This window comes from Pseudomonas fluorescens, from assembly GCF_040448305.1.
Classification (GTDB): Bacteria; Pseudomonadota; Gammaproteobacteria; order Pseudomonadales; family Pseudomonadaceae; genus Aquipseudomonas; species Aquipseudomonas fluorescens_BH.
The window spans coordinates 5,694,276-5,713,396 of sequence record NZ_CP148752.1 but is presented as its reverse complement, the minus strand read 5'-3'; the positions used below and the strand labels follow the sequence as shown (position 1 = coordinate 5,713,396).

Genomic DNA, 19,121 nt, shown 5'->3' with positions numbered 1-19,121 from the left:
CTATTGATAGCGGCTTTAACCACATCACCGTACTGCTTGACGAAGCCGTCGAGGCTCTCGCCGTACGTCCTGATGGCTGCTATCTGGACGGTACGTTCGGGCGCGGCGGACACAGCCGGTTGATCCTCAGCCAGCTCGGTCCCGATGGTCGGTTGCTCGGATTCGATAAAGATCCACAAGCGATTGCCACGGGGCAAACGCTAGCGGCCGAAGACGGCCGCTTTGTCGTTGTGCAGCGCAGCTTTGCCGAGCTCGGTTCGGAAGTCGCAGAACGCGGTCTGGCCGGCAAGGTCAGCGGCGTGCTGCTGGATCTTGGCGTGTCTTCGCCACAGCTCGACGACCCTGAGCGCGGCTTCAGCTTCCTCAACGACGGTCCGCTGGACATGCGCATGGATCCGTCCCGTGGCATCAGCGCCGCCGAATTCGTCAACACCGCGCCCGTGGAAGAAATCGCCCGGGTGTTCAAGGAATACGGCGAAGAGCGTTTCTCCGGCCGCATGGCCCGCGCCGTGGCCGAGCGCCGCGACATCAAGCCATTTGAGCGCACCGGTGACCTGGCAGAAGTCCTGAAGGTCGCCAACCCGGCGTGGGAAAAGGGCAAAAACCCCGCAACCCGTGCGTTCCAGGGATTGCGTATTCACGTCAACAATGAACTGGGCGATCTGGAAACCGGCCTCGAAGCCGCGCTGGAATGCCTGGAAGTGGGCGGTCGCCTGGTGGTGATCAGCTTCCATTCGCTGGAAGACCGTATCGTCAAACTGTTCATGCGCAAGCTGGTGAAAGGCGAAGCCGACAACCTGCCGCGCAACCTGCCGGTTCGGCATGTCGCCTTCGAACCGAAAATCAAAGTCCATGGCAAAGCGCAGACGGCCTCCGACGCCGAACTCAAAGCCAACCCACGTTCCCGTAGTGCTGTCATGCGCGTGGCGGAGAAGCTGCGGTGAGCAAGCTTTTCGCCAAGCCATTGCCCGGCGGAAGCTTCTTCATGCTGCTGCTGTTTGTCGGTGTGCTCGTGTCGGCCATCGGCGTGTCCTACAGCGCGCACTGGAACCGTCAGCTGTTGAATTCGCTGTACAACGAATTGAGCGTGCGCGACAAGGCGCAGGCGGAGTGGGGCCGGTTGATTCTGGAGCAGAGCACCTGGACCGCCCACAGCCGTATCGAAGTGCTGGCCACCGAACAATTGAAAATGCACATCCCCGGTGCCGCTGACGTGAAGATGGTGGCGCCATGATGAAACTCGAAGGCGCGCTCTTCCCATGGCGGTTCCGTCTGGTGCTGGGTTTGCTCGGCATCATGGTGGCCGCGATTGCCTGGCGCATCATCGATTTGCAAGTGGTCGACCGTGCCTTCCTTAAAGGTCAGGGCGATGCCCGCAGTGTTCGTCATATTCCGATTCCGGCTCACCGTGGTCTGATCACCGACCGTAACGGCGAGCCTTTGGCCGTGAGTACTCCGGTCACCACCCTTTGGGCCAACGCCAAGGAAATGCAAACGGCCAAAGAGAAGTGGCCAGCACTGGCGGCTGCCTTGGGGCAGGACCCGAAAGCCCTGGCCGAACGTCTCGAAGCCCAGGCCAACAAAGAATTCATTTACCTGGTGCGCGGGCTGACGCCTGAGCAGGGCCAGGCTGTGCTCGACCTGAAGGTGCCGGGTGTCTATGGCATCGAGGAGTTCCGGCGGTTTTATCCTGCCGGCGAAGTCACTGCTCATATGGTCGGGTTTACCGACATCGACGATCACGGTCGTGAAGGCGTCGAACTGGCCTACGACGAATGGCTGGCCGGGGTCCCTGGCAAGCGTCAGGTGATCAAGGACCGGCGCGGCCGGCTGATCAAGGATGTGCAGGTCACCAAAAACGCCAAGGCCGGCAAGCCCTTGGCGTTGTCCATTGACCTGCGCCTGCAATACCTGGCCAACCGCGAATTGCGCAACGCGATCATCGAGAACGGCGCCAAGGCCGGCAGCCTGGTGATCATGGACGTGAAGACCGGCGAGATCCTCGCGATGGTCAACCAGCCGACCTACAACCCGAACAACCGCCGCAACCTGCAGCCGGCGATGATGCGTAACCGCGCGATGATCGACGTGTTCGAGCCAGGCTCGACCATGAAGGCGATCTCGATGAGCGCCGCCATTGAAACCGGCCGCTGGAAACCGAGCGACACCGTCGAGGTGTATCCGGGCACCTTGCAGATTGGCAAGTACACCATCAAGGACGTTTCCAAGTCCGAAGGTCCGGTGCTCGACCTGACCGGCATCCTGATCAACTCCAGTAACGTCGGCATGAGTAAGGTCGCATTCGATATAGGCGGCGAAACGATTTTCCGCCTGGCGCAGAAAGTCGGCCTCGGCCAGGACACTGGCCTCGGCTTCCCGGGCGAGCGCGTCGGCAACCTGCCGAACTACCGCGAATGGCGCAAGGCTGAAACCGCCACGCTGTCCTACGGCTACGGTATCTCGGTTACCGCGATCCAGTTGGTCCACGCCTTCTCGGCCCTGGCCAACAATGGTCGTCTCGCACCGCTGACCCTGATCAAGACCGACAAGGCGCCGCAAACCACTCAGGTATTGCCGGAAGCTGTCGCGAAAACCATGCAAACCATGCTGCAACAAGTGATCGAGGCCCCGCGCGGTGTATTCCGTGCGCAGGTGCCGGCGTATCACGTGGGCGGCAAATCGGGTACCGCGCGTAAAACGTCGGTCGGCACCAAAGGTTACGCCGAGAATTCCTATCGCTCGCTGTTCGCCGGGTTCGGCCCGATGAGCGATCCGCGCTACGCAATCGTGGTGGTAATCGACGAGCCGACCAAGGCCGGTTACTTCGGCGGCCTGGTTTCCGCGCCGGTGTTCAGTCGCGTGATGTCGGGCACCCTGCGCCTGATGAACATTACGCCGGACAACCTGCCACCTACTCAACAAGCGAACGCAACACCGGTCGTTCCGCTGAAAGCCAATGGAGGGCGCGGCTGATGTCCCTGAGCCTGAACAAGATTTTCCCTCACGCCGGCCACGATCTGCTGATTCGCGAACTCGCCCTGGACAGCCGCAATGTGCGCGCGGGTGATCTGTTCCTCGCCGTGCCGGGCGGGAAATTCGATGGACGCGCGCATATTGCCGACGCCTTGCAACGCGGCGCGGCTGCGGTGGCCTATGAAATAGAAGGCGCCACGGTCCTGCCGATCACGGAAGTGCCGCTGATTCCGGTCAAAGGCCTGGCGGCTCAACTGTCGGACATCGCCGGGCGTTTTTATGGCGAGCCGAGCCATCACCTGAACCTGGTGGGCGTAACCGGCACCAACGGCAAGACCAGCGTGACGCAATTGGTCGCCCAGGCACTGGACCTGCTCGGCCAGCACTGCGGCCTGGTCGGCACGCTCGGTTCGGGTTTCTACGGCGCGCTGGAAAGCGGCCTGCACACCACGCCGAATCCGATTGCCGTGCAAGCGACCCTGGCGGACCTGAAGAAGGCCGGGGCCAAAGCTGTGGCGATGGAGGTTTCTTCCCATGGCCTGGACCAGGGCCGTGTGACGGCACTGGCCTTCGATGTGGCGGTGATGACTAACCTGTCCCGCGATCACCTGGATTACCACGGCACCATGCAGGCTTACGGCGAAGCCAAGTCCAGGTTGTTTGCCTGGAATGATTTGAAATGCCGCGTGGTCAATCTCGACGACAAGTTTGGTCGGCAACTGGCCGCCGACAAGTGCGAGTCGCGGTTGATCACCTATAGCCTGGAAGATTCCAGCGCCTACCTGTATTGCCGTCAGGCGCAATTCGACGACGAAGGCGTGCGCGCCACGCTGGTCACGCCACAGGGCGAGCACCTCTTGCGCAGCACCTTGCTCGGTCGCTTCAACCTGAGCAATGTCCTGGCGGCGGTCGGTGCGTTGCTCGGTCTGGATTATGCCCTGGACGAAATCCTCAAGGTGCTGCCGAAGCTTGAAGGCCCTGCCGGTCGCATGCAGCGTCTGGGCGGTGGCTCGCAGCCGCTGGTGGTGGTCGATTACGCCCACACCCCGGATGCCCTGGAAAAAGTACTGCTGGCCCTGCGTCCACACGCCAAGGGCCGGTTGCTGTGCCTGTTCGGCTGTGGCGGCGACCGCGATCGCGGCAAGCGTCCGTTGATGGCCGAAGTGGTCGAGCGCCTGGCCGATGGCGTACTGGTCACCGACGACAATCCGCGTACTGAAGACCCTGCAGTGATTTTCGATGACATCCGCGCCGGTTTCACGGCTGTGGATAAAGTGGAGTTCGTTGCCGGTCGTGGTCAGGCGATTGCCCGGCTGATCGCCAGTGCCTCGGTGGATGACGTGATTGTCCTGGCCGGTAAAGGTCACGAGGACTATCAGGAAATCAACGGCGAGCGTCATGCCTTTTCCGATCTGGTCGAGGCCGTTCATGCCTTGAGCGCGTGGGAGGTGGCCCATGCTTAAGGCCTTGAAACTGAGCGAGCTGACCGGCGCGCTGAATGCTCGCCTGGTGTCCGCCGATGCCAGTTTCGACGGTGTCAGCATCGACAGTCGCGCAATCAAGCCCGGTCAACTGTTTATCGCGTTGGCCGGTCCGCGCTTCGATGGTCATGATTATCTGAATGAAGTCGCCGCCAAGGGCGCCGTGGCCGCGCTGGTCGAGCGTGAAGTCGCCGACAGCACGCTGCCGCAACTGTTGGTCAGCGACACCCGTCAGGCGTTGGGGCAGCTCGGTGCGTTGAACCGCGCCGCGTTCACCCAACCCGTTGCAGCCATTACCGGTTCCAGCGGCAAGACCACGGTCAAGGAAATGCTTGCGAGCATCCTGCGCACGCGCGGTGCAGTGCTGGCGACCCGTGGCAACCTGAATAATGACCTCGGCGTTCCGCTGACCCTGCTCGAACTGGCGCCGGAACATACCGCTGCGGTGATCGAGCTGGGTGCCTCGCGCCTGGGCGAAATTGCCTACACCGTGAGCATGACCAAACCCCATGTGGCCATTCTCAATAACGCCGGGACCGCCCACGTCGGTGAGTTCGGCGGTCCGGACAAAATCGTCGAAGCCAAGGGCGAGATCATCGAAGGGCTGGATGCCGATGGCGTCGCCGTTCTCAATCTCGACGACAAGGCATTCGGTATCTGGAAGGCACGTGCCGGTGATCGCAAAGTGCTGACGTTTGCGTTGAGCAACGCCAGCGCCGATTTCTACGCCAGTGACCTTGCCACCGATGCTCGCGGCTGCCCGGCGTTCAACCTGCACAGCCCTGAAGGCTCGGAGCGCGTTCAACTGAACCTGCTCGGCACCCACAACGTCGCCAATGCCATGGCCGCCGCCGCTGCCGCCCATGCCCTGGGTGTGTCGCTGTTCGGTATCGCCGCCGGCCTTGGCGCGGTGCAACCGGTCAAGGGTCGCACCGTTGCGCAATTGGCCAGCAATGGCATACGCGTGATCGATGACACTTACAACGCCAATCCCACCTCCATGTGCGCTGCCGTTGATATACTGGCCGGCTTTTCCGGTCGCACCGTCCTGGTGCTCGGGGATATCGGCGAGTTGGGCGAATGGGCGGAGCAGGGGCACCGCGACGTGGGCGAGTACGCCCGTGGCAAGGTTTCTGCGCTGTACGCCGTCGGGCCAATGATGGCTCACGCCGTGAACGCATTCGGTCCACAGGCTTTTCACTTCAGCACGCAGGCTGAGCTGATCAAGGCCCTGGGCGCCGAGCAAGACACAAACACCACCATTTTGATCAAGGGGTCGCGCAGCGCTGCGATGGAAAACGTCGTCGCCGCCTTGTGCGGGTCCAGTCTGGAGAAACATTAATGCTGCTGCTGCTAGCGGAGTATCTGCAACAGTTCTACAAAGGCTTCGCGGTCTTCCAGTACCTGACCCTGCGCGGGATTCTCGGTGTACTGACCGCGCTGGTCTTGTCGCTGTGCTATGGCCCGTGGATGATCCGCACCCTGCAGAACCGTCAGATCGGTCAATCCGTTCGCAATGACGGCCCGCAGTCGCACCTGTCCAAATCGGGTACGCCAACCATGGGCGGCGCACTGATTCTGTCGTCCATCGGTGTCAGCACCCTGTTGTGGGCTGACCTGAGCAACCGTTACGTCTGGGTCGTGTTGCTGGTGACCCTGCTGTTCGGCGCCATCGGCTGGGTCGACGACTACCGCAAGGTCATCGAGAAAAACTCCCGTGGGTTACCAAGCCGCTGGAAGTATTTCTGGCAATCGGTATTCGGCCTGGGCGCGGCGATCTTTCTGTATGTGACCGCCGCCACGCCGGTGGAAACCACGCTGATCCTGCCGATGCTCAAGGACTACAGCATTCCATTGGGCGCCGGCTTCATCGTCCTGACCTATTTCGTGATCGTCGGTTCGAGCAACGCGGTCAACCTGACCGACGGCCTCGACGGCCTGGCGATCATGCCGACCGTGATGGTCGGCGGTGGCCTGGGGATTTTCTGCTACCTGTCGGGTAACGTGAAGTTCGCCGAATACCTGCTGATTCCTTACGTACCGGGCGCAGGCGAGTTGATCGTGTTCTGTGGCGCGTTGATCGGAGCTGGCCTGGGCTTCCTCTGGTTCAACACCTATCCGGCACAAGTCTTCATGGGTGACGTCGGCGCACTGGCGCTGGGCGCGGCCCTGGGCACCATCGCGGTGATCGTCCGTCAGGAAATCGTCCTGTTCATCATGGGTGGCGTGTTCGTGATGGAAACCCTGTCCGTCGTCATTCAGGTCGCCTCTTTTAAACTGACCGGTCGCCGCGTGTTCCGCATGGCACCGATTCACCACCACTTTGAACTCAAGGGCTGGCCCGAGCCGCGCGTGATCGTCCGTTTCTGGATCATCACCGTGATTCTCGTGCTGGTCGGCCTTGCCACCCTGAAGCTGAGGTAGAAACTCGTGTCTCTGATCGCTTCTGACCACTTCCGCATCGTTGTCGGCCTCGGCAAGAGCGGCATGTCCCTGGTTCGCTTCCTGGCGAACCGGAGCGTGGCGTTTGCCGTGGCCGATACGCGGGAAAATCCACCGGAACTGGCCACGCTCAAGCGTGACTATCCGCACGTGGAAGTGCGTTGTGGCGAGCTCGACGTCGAATTCCTGTGCCGTGCCAACGAGCTCTACGTGAGCCCCGGCCTGGCGCTGGCGACCCCGGCCCTGCAGGCTGCCGCCGCCCGAGGCGTGAAATTGTCCGGTGACATCGAGCTGTTCGCGCGTAACGCGAAGGCGCCGATCGTGGCCATCAGCGGCTCCAACGCGAAAAGTACCGTCACCACGCTGGTCGGCGAAATGGCGGCTGCGGCCGGCAAACGTGTTGCCGTCGGTGGCAATCTCGGTACCCCGGCGTTGGACTTGCTCAGCGACGACATCGAGCTGTACGTGATGGAGTTGTCGAGTTTCCAGCTGGAAACCACCGATCAGCTCAACGCCGAAGTGGCGACCGTGCTCAACGTCAGCGAAGACCACATGGACCGTTACAGCGGTCTGCCGGCCTATCACCTGGCCAAGCACCGGATCTTCCGTGGCGCCAGGCAGTTCGTGGTCAATCGCCAGGACGCCCTGAGTCGTCCGTTGATGGGTGAAGGGCAGCCATGCTGGACTTTCGGCCTGAGCAAACCCGATTTCAAGGCGTTTGGTATCCGTGAAGAAGACGGCGAGAAATACCTGGCCTTCGAATTCCAGAACCTGATGCCGGTGCGCGAATTGAAGATTCGCGGCGCCCATAACCAGTCCAACGCCCTGGCGGCCCTGGCCCTGGGCCATGCGGTTGGCCTGCCGTTCGATGCCATGCTGTCGAGCCTGCGCACCTTTGCCGGTCTCGAGCATCGTTGCCAATGGGTTCGTGACCTCGACGGCGTGGGCTACTACAACGATTCCAAAGCCACCAACGTCGGCGCCGCACTGGCGGCCATCGAAGGTTTGGGCGCAGACATCGACGGCAAAGTCGTGCTGATCGCCGGTGGCGACGGCAAGGGTGCCGAGTTCAAGGACCTGCGCGATCCGGTGGCGGCCAATTGCCGCGCGGTGGTGCTGATGGGCCGTGACTCCGACAAGATCGGCGAGGCCATCGGCGATGCCGTACCGCTGATCCGCGCCGGCTCCCTGGTCGAAGCCGTCGAGCAATGCCGTGCCGCAGCCCAACCGGGCGACGTAGTGCTGCTGTCGCCAGCCTGCGCCAGTTTCGACATGTTCAAGAACTACGAAGACCGTGGTCACCAGTTCGTCCAAGCCGTGGAGGATCTGGCATGAGTCTGAAAGGCATCATCAAGCCGTATCCATCGCCGCTCATCACCGGGCGCGGTATTGACCTCGACTTTCCGATGCTCGCCGGTTGCCTGACGCTGCTCGGCCTGGGGCTGATCATGATCGCCTCGGCATCGACCGAAGTGGCGGCCGTGCAGTCGGGCAGCGCCCTGTATTACATGATTCGCCACCTGATTTATGCGGTGCTGGGCCTGGGGGCCTGCATCGTCACCATGATGATCCCTATCGCCACCTGGCAACGCCTGGGCTGGCTGATGCTGCTGGGTGCGTTCGGCTTGCTGGTGATGGTGATCATTCCGGGGATCGGCCGTGAGGTTAACGGCTCGATGCGCTGGATCGGCTTCAGTTTCTTCAACGTCCAGCCTTCCGAGATCGCCAAGGTGTTCGTGGTGATCTACCTCGCCGGTTATCTGGTGCGTCGCCAGAAAGAAGTGCGTGAAAGCTGGATGGGCTTCTTCAAGCCGTTCATCGTGCTGCTGCCGATGGCGGGCCTGCTGCTGATGGAGCCGGACTTCGGTGCCACCGTCGTGATGATGGGGGCGGCGGCGGCGATGCTGTTCCTTGGCGGCGTCGGGCTGTTCCGTTTTTCCCTGATGGTGGTCCTGGCCGTCGGCGCGGTGGTGCTGTTGATTCAAATGCAGCCGTATCGAATGGCGCGTCTGACCAACTTTGCCGACCCGTGGGCCGACCAGTTCGGCGCCGGCTATCAGTTGTCCCAGGCATTGATCGCCTTCGGTCGCGGCGAGTGGCTGGGCGTTGGCCTGGGCAATAGCGTGCAGAAACAGTTCTACCTGCCGGAAGCCCACACTGACTTCGTGTTCTCGGTCCTGGCCGAAGAGCTGGGGGCGGTGGGTTCGTTGTGCACCGTGGCACTGTTCGTCTTTGTGTGTATTCGCGGCATGTACATCGGTTTGTGGGCTGAAAAGGCCAAGCAGTTTTTTGCAGCTTACGTGGCATACGGTCTGTCGTTCCTGTGGATTGGTCAATTCCTGATCAACATCGGCGTGAACGTCGGCCTACTGCCGACCAAGGGTCTGACCCTGCCGTTCCTCAGTTATGGCGGCAGTTCGTTGGTGATCTGCTGTGCCTGTCTCGGCTTGCTGTTGCGTATCGAGTGGGAAAGTCGAACCCACCTGGGCAGTGAAGAGATGGAGTTCCATGAGAGCGACTTCGCCGAGGAGACGAACCATGGGCGCTAACGTCATGATCATGGCCGGCGGCACCGGTGGTCACGTGTTCCCGGCGCTGGCCTGTGCCCGCGAATTCCAGGCGCGCGGCTATACCGTGCACTGGCTCGGCACCCCGCGTGGGATCGAGAACGATCTGGTGCCGGCGGCAGGTATCGAGTTGCATCGGATCCACGCCAGCGGTCTGCGCGGCAAGGGCAAATTGTCCCTGCTCAAGGCACCGTTCATGTTGTTCAAGTCGGTCTGGCAGGCGCGGGCGATCATTCGCCGTCTGCAGCCGGTCTGCGTCGTTGGATTTGGTGGTTTTGTGACCGGTCCTGGCGGTGTCGCGGCCAAACTGGCCGGTGTGCCGGTGATCGTTCACGAGCAGAACGCCGTGGCCGGTACCGCCAATCGGTTGCTGGTGCCGTTGGCCGCCCGAGTCTGTGAAGCGTTCCCCGACACCTTTACCCTGTCGGACAGCCGCCGGACCACCGGTAACCCGGTGCGCACCGAGCTGTTCCTCGAGACATCGCGACCTGCCCTGGCCGGTCGCAAGGCGCGTTTGCTGATCCTGGGCGGAAGCCTGGGTGCAGAGCCGTTGAACAAGCTGCTGCCTGAAGCCCTGTCGCAAGTCGCTGCCGATTTGCGTCCGGAAGTGTTCCATCAGGCCGGCAAAAACCACGATGAAGTGACTGCAGAGCGCTATCGCGCGGCTGGCGTCGAGGCGCAGGTGCAGCCCTTCATCAAAGACATGGCCCAAGCCTACAGCTGGGCCGACCTGGTGGTGTGCCGCGCAGGCGCGCTGACCATCAGTGAACTGGCCGCTGCCGGTCTGCCCTCGATGCTGGTGCCTTTGCCTCACGCCATCGACGATCACCAGACCCGCAACGCCGAATATTTGGCCCGTGAAGGCGCAGCCTTCCTGATGCCACAAAGAACGACTGGCGCAGCGGATCTTGCCGCTCGCCTGACAGAGGTCCTGATGCAACCACAACGACTCAACGAAATGGCTACTGCAGCACGCCGCCTGGCCAAACCCGATGCCACCCGTAACGTGGTCGATAGCTGCCTGGAGGTGGCCCATGGTTGAGAATCAGAAAGCCATGCCGCAACCGGAAATGCGCCGCATCCGCCGCATCCACTTCGTCGGTATCGGCGGTGTGGGCATGTGCGGGATTGCTGAAGTGTTGTTGAACCTGGGCTATGAAGTGTCCGGTTCCGACCTGAAGGCTTCGCCGGTGACCGAGCGTCTGGAGTCCTTCGGGGCGCAGATCTTCATCGGCCACCGCGCCGAGAACGCCGCCGCTGCCGATGTGCTGGTGGTGTCGAGCGCCGTGAACACGTCCAACCCGGAAGTCGCCACCGCGCTGGAACGCCGTATTCCGGTGGTGCCGCGTGCAGAGATGCTGGCTGAGCTGATGCGTTATCGCCACGGCATCGCCGTTGCCGGTACCCACGGCAAAACCACCACCACCAGCCTGATCGCTTCGGTGTTCGCCGCCGGTGGCCTGGACCCGACATTCGTCATTGGTGGACGCCTGAATGCCGCGGGCACCAATGCCCAGCTTGGCACCAGCCGCTACCTGATCGCCGAAGCCGACGAAAGCGACGCCAGCTTCCTGCACTTGCAGCCGCTGGTGGCCGTGGTCACCAACATCGACGCCGATCACATGGCGACCTACGACGGTGACTTCAACAAACTGAAGAAAACCTTCGTCGAGTTCCTCCACAACCTGCCGTTCTACGGTCTGGCGGTGGTGTGCCTGGACGATCCGGTGGTGCGTGAAATCCTCCCGCAGGTCAAACGCCCGACGGTCACCTATGGTTTCGGCGAAGACTGCGACGTGCGTGCCATCAACGTGCGCCAGCAAGGCATGCAGACCTTCTTCACCGTGCTGCGCCCTGACCGTGAGCCGCTGGATGTTTCGGTGAACATGCCGGGCAACCACAACGTATTGAACGCACTGGCAACCATCTGCATCGCCACCGACGAAGGCGTCAGCGATGAAGCCATCGTCCAGGGCCTGTCCGGGTTCCAGGGTGTCGGCCGACGCTTCCAGGTCTACGGCGAACTGCCGGTGGACGGCGGCAATGTGATGCTGGTCGATGACTACGGTCACCACCCGACGGAAGTCGCGGCCGTGATCAAGGCCGTACGCGGCGGCTGGCCGGAGCGCCGCCTGGTGATGGTCTACCAGCCGCACCGTTACAGCCGTACCCGTGACCTGTACGACGATTTCGTCAATGTGCTGGCCGACGCCAACGTCCTGCTGCTGATGGAAGTCTATCCGGCCGGCGAAGAGCCGATTCCGGGCGCCGACAGCCGCAAGCTGTGCAACAGCATCCGTCAGCGTGGCCAGCTTGATCCGATCTACATCGAGCGTGGTGTCGACCTCGCGCCAGTGGTCAAGCCGCTGCTGCGCGCCGGCGACATCCTGCTGTGCCAGGGCGCCGGCGATATTGGCGGTCTCGCACCAAAACTGTTGAAAAGTGAGTTGTTCGCCGGTGCCGTTGCCGCGCCGGAGAAGGGGAAGTTGAAATGACTGCTGCCTACGCCAACCTGGTCTCCACGATCGCGCCGAAAGACTTCGGCCGCGTCGCCGTGCTGTTCGGCGGCAAGAGTGCCGAGCGTGAGGTCTCCCTGAAGTCGGGTAACGCCGTTCTGGACGCACTGCAAAGCGCCGGTGTGGACGCGTTCGGCCTCGACGTGGGCGATGACCTGCTGCAGCGACTGCTCAACGAAAAGATCGACCGCGCCTTCATCATCCTCCACGGCCGTGGCGGTGAAGACGGCAGCATGCAGGGCCTGCTCGAATGCCTGGGCATTCCGTACACCGGCAGCGGCATCCTGGCTTCGGCCCTGGCCATGGACAAACTGCGCACCAAGCAGGTCTGGCACAGCCTGGGCATTCCGACCCCACGTCACGCGGTACTGAGCAGCGAGGCCGATTGTATTTCGGCGGCAACGGAACTGGGCTTCCCTTTGATCGTCAAACCGGCCCATGAAGGTTCAAGTATCGGTATGGCCAAAGTGAGTTCCGCGTCCGAATTGATCGACGCATGGAAAGCGGCCAGTACCTACGATTCGCAAGTGCTGGTCGAGCAATGGATTCACGGTCCGGAGTTCACCATCGCCACCCTGCGTGACCAGGTGTTGCCACCGATTGCCCTGGGCACGACGCACAGCTTCTACGACTACGACGCCAAGTACATCGCCAACGATACCCAGTACCGCATTCCGTGCGGTCTGGACAGCGCCAAGGAAAAGGAACTCATGGACCTCACGGCGAAAGCCTGTGAAGCGCTGGGTATCGCCGGTTGGGGCAGGGCAGACGTGATGCAGGACGCCGACGGGCAGTTCTGGTTCCTGGAAGTCAACACAGCACCGGGCATGACCGATCACAGCCTGGTGCCGATGGCGGCCCGTGCTGCCGGTCTGAATTTCCAGCAACTGGTTCTGGCCATTCTGGCCCAGAGCGTTGCCGGCAATGCTGCCGGTAACCAAGAGTCGACGAGAGGTTAAGGCCATGCAAGGCGCTCAGCTCAGACATCAGCCCACCGCACCGACCGGCCGCAAGCCGGTACCGCGGGGTGCCAGCCGAATGGTGGCCAAAGAGCCGATGTCCGCGCGCCTGCCGAAAGCCAATTTCGGCTTTCTGAAAAGCCTGTTCTGGCCGGTAGTGCTGGTGGCTTTGGGGTTCGGTACTTACGAAGGCGCGACACGGCTGTTGCCGTATGCCGACCGGCCGATCACCAAAATCAACGTGCAGGGCGACTTGAGTTACATCAGCCAGCAAGCAGTGCAGCAGCGGATCGCCCCTTACGTGGCGTCGAGCTTCTTCACCATCGACCTGGCGAGCATGCGCACCGAGCTGGAAACGATGCCATGGATTGCCCACGCCGAAGTGCGCCGGGTGTGGCCGGATCAAGTGGTGATCCGCCTGGAAGAACAACTGCCGGTGGCCCGTTGGGGCGACGAGTCGCTGTTGAACAATCAGGGTCAGGCCTTCACCCCGCGCGAGCTGGCGAACTACGAACACTTGCCTCAGCTGTTCGGCCCGCAGCGAGCTCAACAGCAAGTGATGCAGCAATACCAGGTGCTGAGTCAGATGCTCAGGCCGCTGGGCTTCTCGATAGCTCGCCTGGAACTGCGTGATCGCGGCAGCTGGTTCCTGACCACCGGCCCCGGCAGCGCGGGTCCCGGGATCGAACTGCTGCTGGGACGCGGCAACCAGGTGGAAAAGATGCGCCGTTTCATCGCCATCTATGACAAGACGCTCAAAGAACAGATTACGAACATTGCGCGCATCGATCTGCGCTACGCCAACGGCCTCGCTGTTGGCTGGCGGGAACCTGTAGCGCCCACGGCAGCCCAACCCGCTGTCGCGAAGAATTAAGAAGAGGCAGGACCCATGGCAAACGTGCAAAGCGGCAAAATGATCGTCGGTCTCGATATCGGCACCTCCAAGGTGGTGGCGCTGGTGGGCGAGGTCGCGGACGACGGCACGCTGGAAATCGTCGGGATCGGTACCCATCCGTCCCGTGGCCTGAAAAAAGGCGTGGTGGTGAACATTGAATCCACCGTGCAATCGATCCAGCGCGCCATCGAAGAAGCGCAGCTGATGGCTGGTTGCCGCATTCACTCGGCGTTCGTCGGCGTGGCCGGCAATCACATCCGCAGCCTGAACTCCCACGGCATCGTGGCGATTCGTGATCGCGAAGTCAGCTCGGCGGACCTTGAGCGTGTGCTCGACGCTGCCCAGGCCGTGGCGATCCCGGCTGACCAGCGTGTGCTGCACACCCTGCCGCAGGATTACGTGATCGATAACCAGGAAGGCGTCCGCGAGCCGCTGGGCATGTCCGGCGTGCGTCTGGAAGCCAAGGTCCACGTGGTCACCTGCGCCGTCAACGCTGCACAGAACATTGAAAAATGCGTGCGCCGCTGCGGTCTGGAAATCGACGACATCATTCTCGAGCAACTGGCTTCCGCGTACTCGGTACTGACCGATGACGAGAAAGAACTGGGCGTGTGCCTGGTGGACATCGGCGGCGGCACCACCGACATCGCGATCTTCACCGAAGGCGCGATCCGTCACACCGCGGTGATCCCGATTGCCGGTGACCAGGTGACCAACGACATCGCCATGGCCTTGCGCACCCCGACCCAGTACGCCGAAGAAATCAAGATTCGCTACGCCTGCGCCCTGGCCAAACTGGCCGGTGCCGGTGAAACCATCAAGGTGCCAAGCGTCGGCGACCGTCCGCCGCGCGAACTGTCCCGCCAGGCCCTGGCCGAAGTGGTCGAGCCGCGCTACGACGAACTGTTCACGCTGATCCAGGCCGAACTGCGCCGCAGCGGCTACGAAGACCTGATCCCGGCCGGCATCGTGCTGACCGGCGGTACCGCGAAGATGGAAGGCGCCACCGAACTGGCCGAGGAAATCTTCCACATGCCGGTCCGTCTGGGCGTGCCTCACGGCGTGAAAGGTCTGGATGACGTGGTACGCAACCCGATCTATTCCACCGGCGTCGGCCTGTTGATGTACGGCCTGCAGAAGCAGTCCGACGGCATCTCGTTCTCGGGCATCGGCAGCCGCGACAGCTACAGCAACGAAGAGCCACAGGCTCCGTTGCTGGACCGACTGAAGAAGTGGGTCCAGGGCAATTTCTAAAGCTTTACCGTAATACCGTTTCACCGAAGCACGCAGTAGGCGAAAAAACTAGAGAATGTAAGGAGAGGGAAAATGTTCGAACTCGTAGACAACATCCCCGCAAGCCCGGTAATCAAAGTTATCGGTGTCGGCGGTGGCGGCGGCAACGCTGTCAACCACATGGTCAAGAGCAACATTGAAGGCGTTGAGTTCATCTGCGCCAACACTGATGCCCAGGCGCTGAAATCCATCGGCGCGCGGACCATCCTGCAACTGGGTACCGGTGTGACCAAGGGCCTGGGCGCTGGCGCCAACCCTGAAGTAGGTCGTCAGGCTGCTCTGGAAGACCGTGAGCGCATTGCCGAAGTCCTGCAGGGCACCAACATGGTGTTCATCACCACTGGCATGGGCGGCGGTACCGGTACCGGTGCTGCGCCGATCATCGCCGAAGTGGCCAAGGAAATGGGCATCCTGACCGTTGCGGTCGTGACTCGTCCGTTCCCGTTCGAAGGCCGCAAGCGCATGCAGATCGCCGACGAAGGCATCCGTCTGCTGTCTGAAAGCGTCGACTCGTTGATCACCATTCCCAACGAGAAGCTGCTGACCATCCTCGGTAAAGACGCAAGCCTGCTGTCGGCTTTCGCCAAGGCCGACGATGTACTGGCCGGTGCCGTTCGCGGTATCTCCGACATCATCAAGCGTCCGGGCATGATCAACGTCGACTTCGCTGACGTGCGTACCGTGATGAGCGAAATGGGCATGGCAATGATGGGCACTGGCTGCGCCAGCGGTCCGAACCGCGCACGTGAAGCGACCGAAGCGGCCATCCGCAACCCGCTGCTCGAAGACGTGAACCTGCAAGGCGCACGCGGCATCCTGGTGAACATCACTGCCGGTCCTGACCTGTCTCTGGGTGAGTACTCCGACGTGGGTAGCATCATTGAAGCCTTCGCTTCCGAGCACGCGATGGTCAAGGTCGGTACCGTTATCGATCCGGACATGCGCGACGAGTTGCACGTGACTGTCGTTGCCACAGGTTTAGGCGCTAAAATCGAGAAGCCTGTGAAGATCATCGACAACACAGTTCACACTTCGATGTCTGCACAGCCACAACAACAGGCCCCTGTTCGTCAGGAAGCTCCAGCGGTGAACTACCGTGACCTGGACCGTCCGACCGTCATGCGCAACCAGGCCCAGGCCGGTGCTGCGACTGCCGCGAAGATGAATCCGCAAGATGACCTGGACTACCTGGACATCCCGGCTTTCCTGCGTCGTCAGGCCGATTGATGGAATGTATCAGGGCTATGAAGGTGATTGGTGTTCAGCAAAGGCTCGGTCTGCTATCATCGCCAGCCTTTGTTGATACCAGTTCGCAATTTGCGCTGAAGCGGCCCAAGCCATGATTAAACAACGCACACTGAAAAATATTATCCGTGCCACAGGTGTAGGCCTGCACTCCGGGGAGAAGGTCTACCTGACCCTCAAGCCTGCGCCTGTCGACACTGGCATTGTGTTTTGTCGCGCTGACCTCGACCCTGTGGTGCAGATTCCTGCCCGCGCGGAAAACGTCGGTGAAACCACTATGTCGACCACGCTGATCAATGGCGACGTCAAAGTGGACACGGTAGAGCACTTGCTCTCGGCCATGGCTGGCCTGGGCATCGATAACGCCTACGTCGAGCTCTCCGCGTCCGAAGTCCCGATCATGGATGGCAGCGCTGGACCCTTCGTTTTCCTGATTCAATCGGCAGGCCTGGAAGAACAGGACGCCGCCAAGAAATTCATCCGCATCCTGCGTGAAGTGACAGTGGAAGACGGCGACAAGCGCGCCACTTTCGTCCCTTTCGAAGGGTTCAAGGTGAGCTTCGAGATCGATTTCGATCACCCGGTTTTCCGGGACCGCACCCAAAGTGCAAGCGTGGATTTTTCCAGCACTTCGTTCGTAAAAGAAGTCAGCCGCGCCCGTACTTTCGGTTTCATGAGTGACATCGAGTACCTGCGCAAGCACAACCTCGCACTCGGCGGCAGCGTTGAAAACGCTATTGTGGTCGACGCCGATGGCGTACTGAACGAAGACGGCCTTCGTTATGAAGACGAATTCGTGAAGCACAAGATTCTCGATGCAATTGGTGACCTCTACCTGCTGGGCAATAGCCTGATTGGTGAGTTCAAGGGCTTCAAGTCCGGCCACGCACTGAACAACCAGCTGCTGCGCAAGTTGATTGAGCAGACAGATGCCTGGGAAGTCGTGACGTTCGAAGACGCCAGCACTGCACCGATCTCTTACATGCGTCCGGTTGCGGCCGTGTAAGCAAAAAATCTCTCTAGTTTTTTAAAGGCTACCTTCGGGTGGCCTTTTTTTATCCTGAATTTTGTGTTGCCTGACAGGTCGCTTTCGCGAGCAGGCTCGCTCCCACAGAGGAATGCGGTGCAAATGTGGGAGCGAGCCTGCTCGCGATAGGGCCAGTTGGTCAGGCCGTCACCACCCGGTTACGCCCCCCTTCCTTGGCCTGATACAACGCCTTGTCCGCACTGAACAGCAATTGCTCAAGGCTGATATCGCTGGCCGCTGTCCAGGTGGCAATGCCGATACTCACGCTCATCGGCGGCTCACCGGTGTCCACCAGTGGCAGTTTTTGCACCGCCTCGCGGATATGTTCGGCGATCTGCTGCGCGCCTTCACTGCCAGTTTCGGCCAGGACCACTGAAAACTCTTCGCCACCATAGCGAGCCACCAGGTCCGCCGGGCGATGGACATTGGCGCGAATGACCTCGGCCAATGCCCGCAAGGCTTCGTCGCCGGCCTGATGCCCGTGCCGGTCATTGAAGGCCTTGAAGTGATCGGCATCGATCATCAGCAACGACAACGGCTTGCCACTGCGCTGCGCGCGAAACCATTCATGGCGCAGGGTCTGATCAAGGGATCGACGGTTGGCCACGCCGGTCAAGGCATCGGTGGCCGCCAGCTGCGCCAATTCCTGCTCGGCATATTGGCGCCGTCGCAGCTCGCGGCAGAGCATCCAGGTCAGCCACAACAGGCCGATGCACAAAACCCCTGTTGCACCACTGATCGCATAGGCCGTGCGGTTCCAGGCGGCGAACACTTCGTCGATGGAAAGGGCCACGATGACGGTCAGCGGCAGATTGCCGACCCGGGTAAAGGTGTACAGGCGCCGTTGATGGTCGACACTCGACACGCTTTCAAAGGTGCCACTGCGCTCTCGCAGCATGCGTACGACGTTGGGGCGGCTGGAGAAGCTTTTGCCGATGACGTTTTGTTCCCGGTACGGCTTCTGCGCCAGGAGAACCCCGTCATCATTGATGATGCCCAGCGTACTGCCGTTGCCGATGTCGAGGCTGTTGAACAGCTGGTCGAAGTAGCTCATGCGCATCGACGCCACCGCGACCCCCAGGAATTCACCCGTGGGCGAGGAAATGCGCCGACTGAAACTGATACGCCATTCGTCGCTGTCATCGCAGTCGCAGCGCGGCTTGAACGGTCGGCTGATAAACATGCCGGAGTCACGATTGAAGGTATGGGCCAGGAAATAATCGCGGTCAGCGAAGTTGCCCGGTTTCGGTTCGATCAATGATGAGTCGGCCAGCACGTCGCCGTGCTTGTCCAGCAGCAGGATGTCGCCCTTGTAGCGCGCGGTGGTAGAGCGGTCGAACAGCACCAGATGGCGGATCTGCGGCGAAACCTGTTTCAGGTCGTCCCGTTGGGCGGCGGCAATCAGGCCCTGCAAGGTCAAGTCATAGAGCTCGACCGTGCGCAGGACATCGGCATCGATCAGTTGCGCGATGGTGGTCGCGCTGCGTGTGGCGGTCTGCTGGGCATTGGCGTGTTCGCGGATCAGCAGGAAAGTGACGATGCACAGGATTGAAATGACTGTCAGGGTGCTGCCGACGATCACCATGATTTCGGGTCGCCCGGGCGGGCCTTGAAAATGTGCGGTACGGCTTGCGGTCATAGGGCTGACGTCTGCTAAAGGGACGCTGTAAGCGTAGTTGCATAAACGCAGCAGCCGAGTGAATCGTTCCTGTTGCTCGTGCGA

General features: G+C 61.4%; 16 protein-coding genes. 15 read left to right on the top strand and 1 reads right to left on the bottom strand.

Annotated elements, in window-relative coordinates; genetic code table 11:
* Window positions 1-2 precede the first annotated feature (2 nt).
* The 15 genes from rsmH (at window position 3) to lpxC (ending at window position 17,377) form a co-directional block, all read left to right on the top strand.
* Window positions 3-944: a 16S rRNA (cytosine(1402)-N(4))-methyltransferase RsmH gene (gene rsmH / locus WHX55_RS25940; protein WP_086776966.1), complete on the top strand. Its 942-nt coding sequence runs from the start codon at window positions 3-5 to the stop codon at window positions 942-944.
* Window positions 941-1,234: a cell division protein FtsL gene (gene ftsL, locus WHX55_RS25935; RefSeq protein WP_007998257.1), complete on the top strand. Its 294-nt coding sequence runs from the start codon at window positions 941-943 to the stop codon at window positions 1,232-1,234. The genes rsmH and ftsL overlap by 4 nt, the downstream gene beginning before the upstream one ends.
* Window positions 1,234-2,973 (top strand): penicillin-binding protein 2, encoded by a 1,740-nt coding sequence (locus WHX55_RS25930; RefSeq protein ID WP_191624979.1) that lies wholly within the window; start codon window positions 1,234-1,236, stop codon window positions 2,971-2,973. Before ftsL ends, WHX55_RS25930 begins: the two co-directional genes overlap by 1 nt.
* Window positions 2,973-4,436: a UDP-N-acetylmuramoyl-L-alanyl-D-glutamate--2,6-diaminopimelate ligase gene (locus tag WHX55_RS25925; protein ID WP_353741560.1), complete on the top strand. Its 1,464-nt coding sequence runs from the start codon at window positions 2,973-2,975 to the stop codon at window positions 4,434-4,436. The genes WHX55_RS25930 and WHX55_RS25925 overlap by 1 nt, the downstream gene beginning before the upstream one ends.
* The gene (murF, locus tag WHX55_RS25920) at window positions 4,429-5,796 is read left to right on the top strand and encodes a UDP-N-acetylmuramoyl-tripeptide--D-alanyl-D-alanine ligase (RefSeq protein ID WP_353741559.1); all 1,368 of its coding nucleotides are present in this window, start codon (window positions 4,429-4,431) and stop codon (window positions 5,794-5,796) included. Before WHX55_RS25925 ends, murF begins: the two co-directional genes overlap by 8 nt.
* On the top strand, window positions 5,796-6,878 hold the full coding sequence (gene mraY / locus WHX55_RS25915) for a phospho-N-acetylmuramoyl-pentapeptide-transferase (protein ID WP_108214916.1): 1,083 nt from the start codon (window positions 5,796-5,798) through the stop codon (window positions 6,876-6,878). Before murF ends, mraY begins: the two co-directional genes overlap by 1 nt.
* 6 nt (window positions 6,879-6,884) lie before the next feature.
* The gene (murD, locus tag WHX55_RS25910) at window positions 6,885-8,231 is read left to right on the top strand and encodes a UDP-N-acetylmuramoyl-L-alanine--D-glutamate ligase (protein WP_151213836.1); all 1,347 of its coding nucleotides are present in this window, start codon (window positions 6,885-6,887) and stop codon (window positions 8,229-8,231) included.
* A 2-nt stretch (window positions 8,232-8,233) separates the two neighbouring features.
* Entirely contained in the window at window positions 8,234-9,445 is a 1,212-nt protein-coding gene (ftsW, locus tag WHX55_RS25905; RefSeq protein WP_191633669.1) for a putative lipid II flippase FtsW, read from the top strand.
* Window positions 9,435-10,505 carry an undecaprenyldiphospho-muramoylpentapeptide beta-N-acetylglucosaminyltransferase gene (gene murG / locus WHX55_RS25900; RefSeq protein ID WP_353741558.1) on the top strand — a complete coding sequence of 357 codons (1,071 nt, stop codon included), beginning with the start codon at window positions 9,435-9,437 and terminating at the stop codon, window positions 10,503-10,505. Before ftsW ends, murG begins: the two co-directional genes overlap by 11 nt.
* On the top strand, window positions 10,498-11,958 hold the full coding sequence (murC, locus tag WHX55_RS25895) for a UDP-N-acetylmuramate--L-alanine ligase (RefSeq protein WP_150727953.1): 1,461 nt from the start codon (window positions 10,498-10,500) through the stop codon (window positions 11,956-11,958). Before murG ends, murC begins: the two co-directional genes overlap by 8 nt.
* Window positions 11,955-12,938, top strand: coding sequence for a D-alanine--D-alanine ligase (locus WHX55_RS25890; RefSeq protein ID WP_150758986.1), 984 nt, complete (start codon window positions 11,955-11,957; stop codon window positions 12,936-12,938). Before murC ends, WHX55_RS25890 begins: the two co-directional genes overlap by 4 nt.
* A 4-nt stretch (window positions 12,939-12,942) precedes the next feature.
* On the top strand, window positions 12,943-13,812 hold the full coding sequence (locus WHX55_RS25885) for a cell division protein FtsQ/DivIB (RefSeq protein ID WP_150727951.1): 870 nt from the start codon (window positions 12,943-12,945) through the stop codon (window positions 13,810-13,812).
* A 15-nt stretch (window positions 13,813-13,827) separates the two neighbouring features.
* Window positions 13,828-15,087: a cell division protein FtsA gene (ftsA, locus tag WHX55_RS25880; RefSeq protein ID WP_007972611.1), complete on the top strand. Its 1,260-nt coding sequence runs from the start codon at window positions 13,828-13,830 to the stop codon at window positions 15,085-15,087.
* Window positions 15,088-15,159: 72 nt separating this feature from the next.
* Complete coding sequence (gene ftsZ / locus WHX55_RS25875) at window positions 15,160-16,353, top strand: cell division protein FtsZ (RefSeq protein ID WP_150727950.1); 1,194 nt, start codon at window positions 15,160-15,162, stop codon at window positions 16,351-16,353.
* Between the two features lie 112 nt (window positions 16,354-16,465).
* Window positions 16,466-17,377: a UDP-3-O-acyl-N-acetylglucosamine deacetylase gene (gene lpxC, locus WHX55_RS25870; protein ID WP_007916984.1), complete on the top strand. Its 912-nt coding sequence runs from the start codon at window positions 16,466-16,468 to the stop codon at window positions 17,375-17,377.
* Window positions 17,378-17,537: 160 nt separating this feature from the next.
* Here lpxC and WHX55_RS25865 read toward each other — a convergent pair whose 3' ends face one another.
* Entirely contained in the window at window positions 17,538-19,037 is a 1,500-nt protein-coding gene (locus WHX55_RS25865) for a sensor domain-containing diguanylate cyclase (protein WP_150758985.1), read from the bottom strand.
* Between the last annotated feature and the right edge of the window lie 84 nt (window positions 19,038-19,121).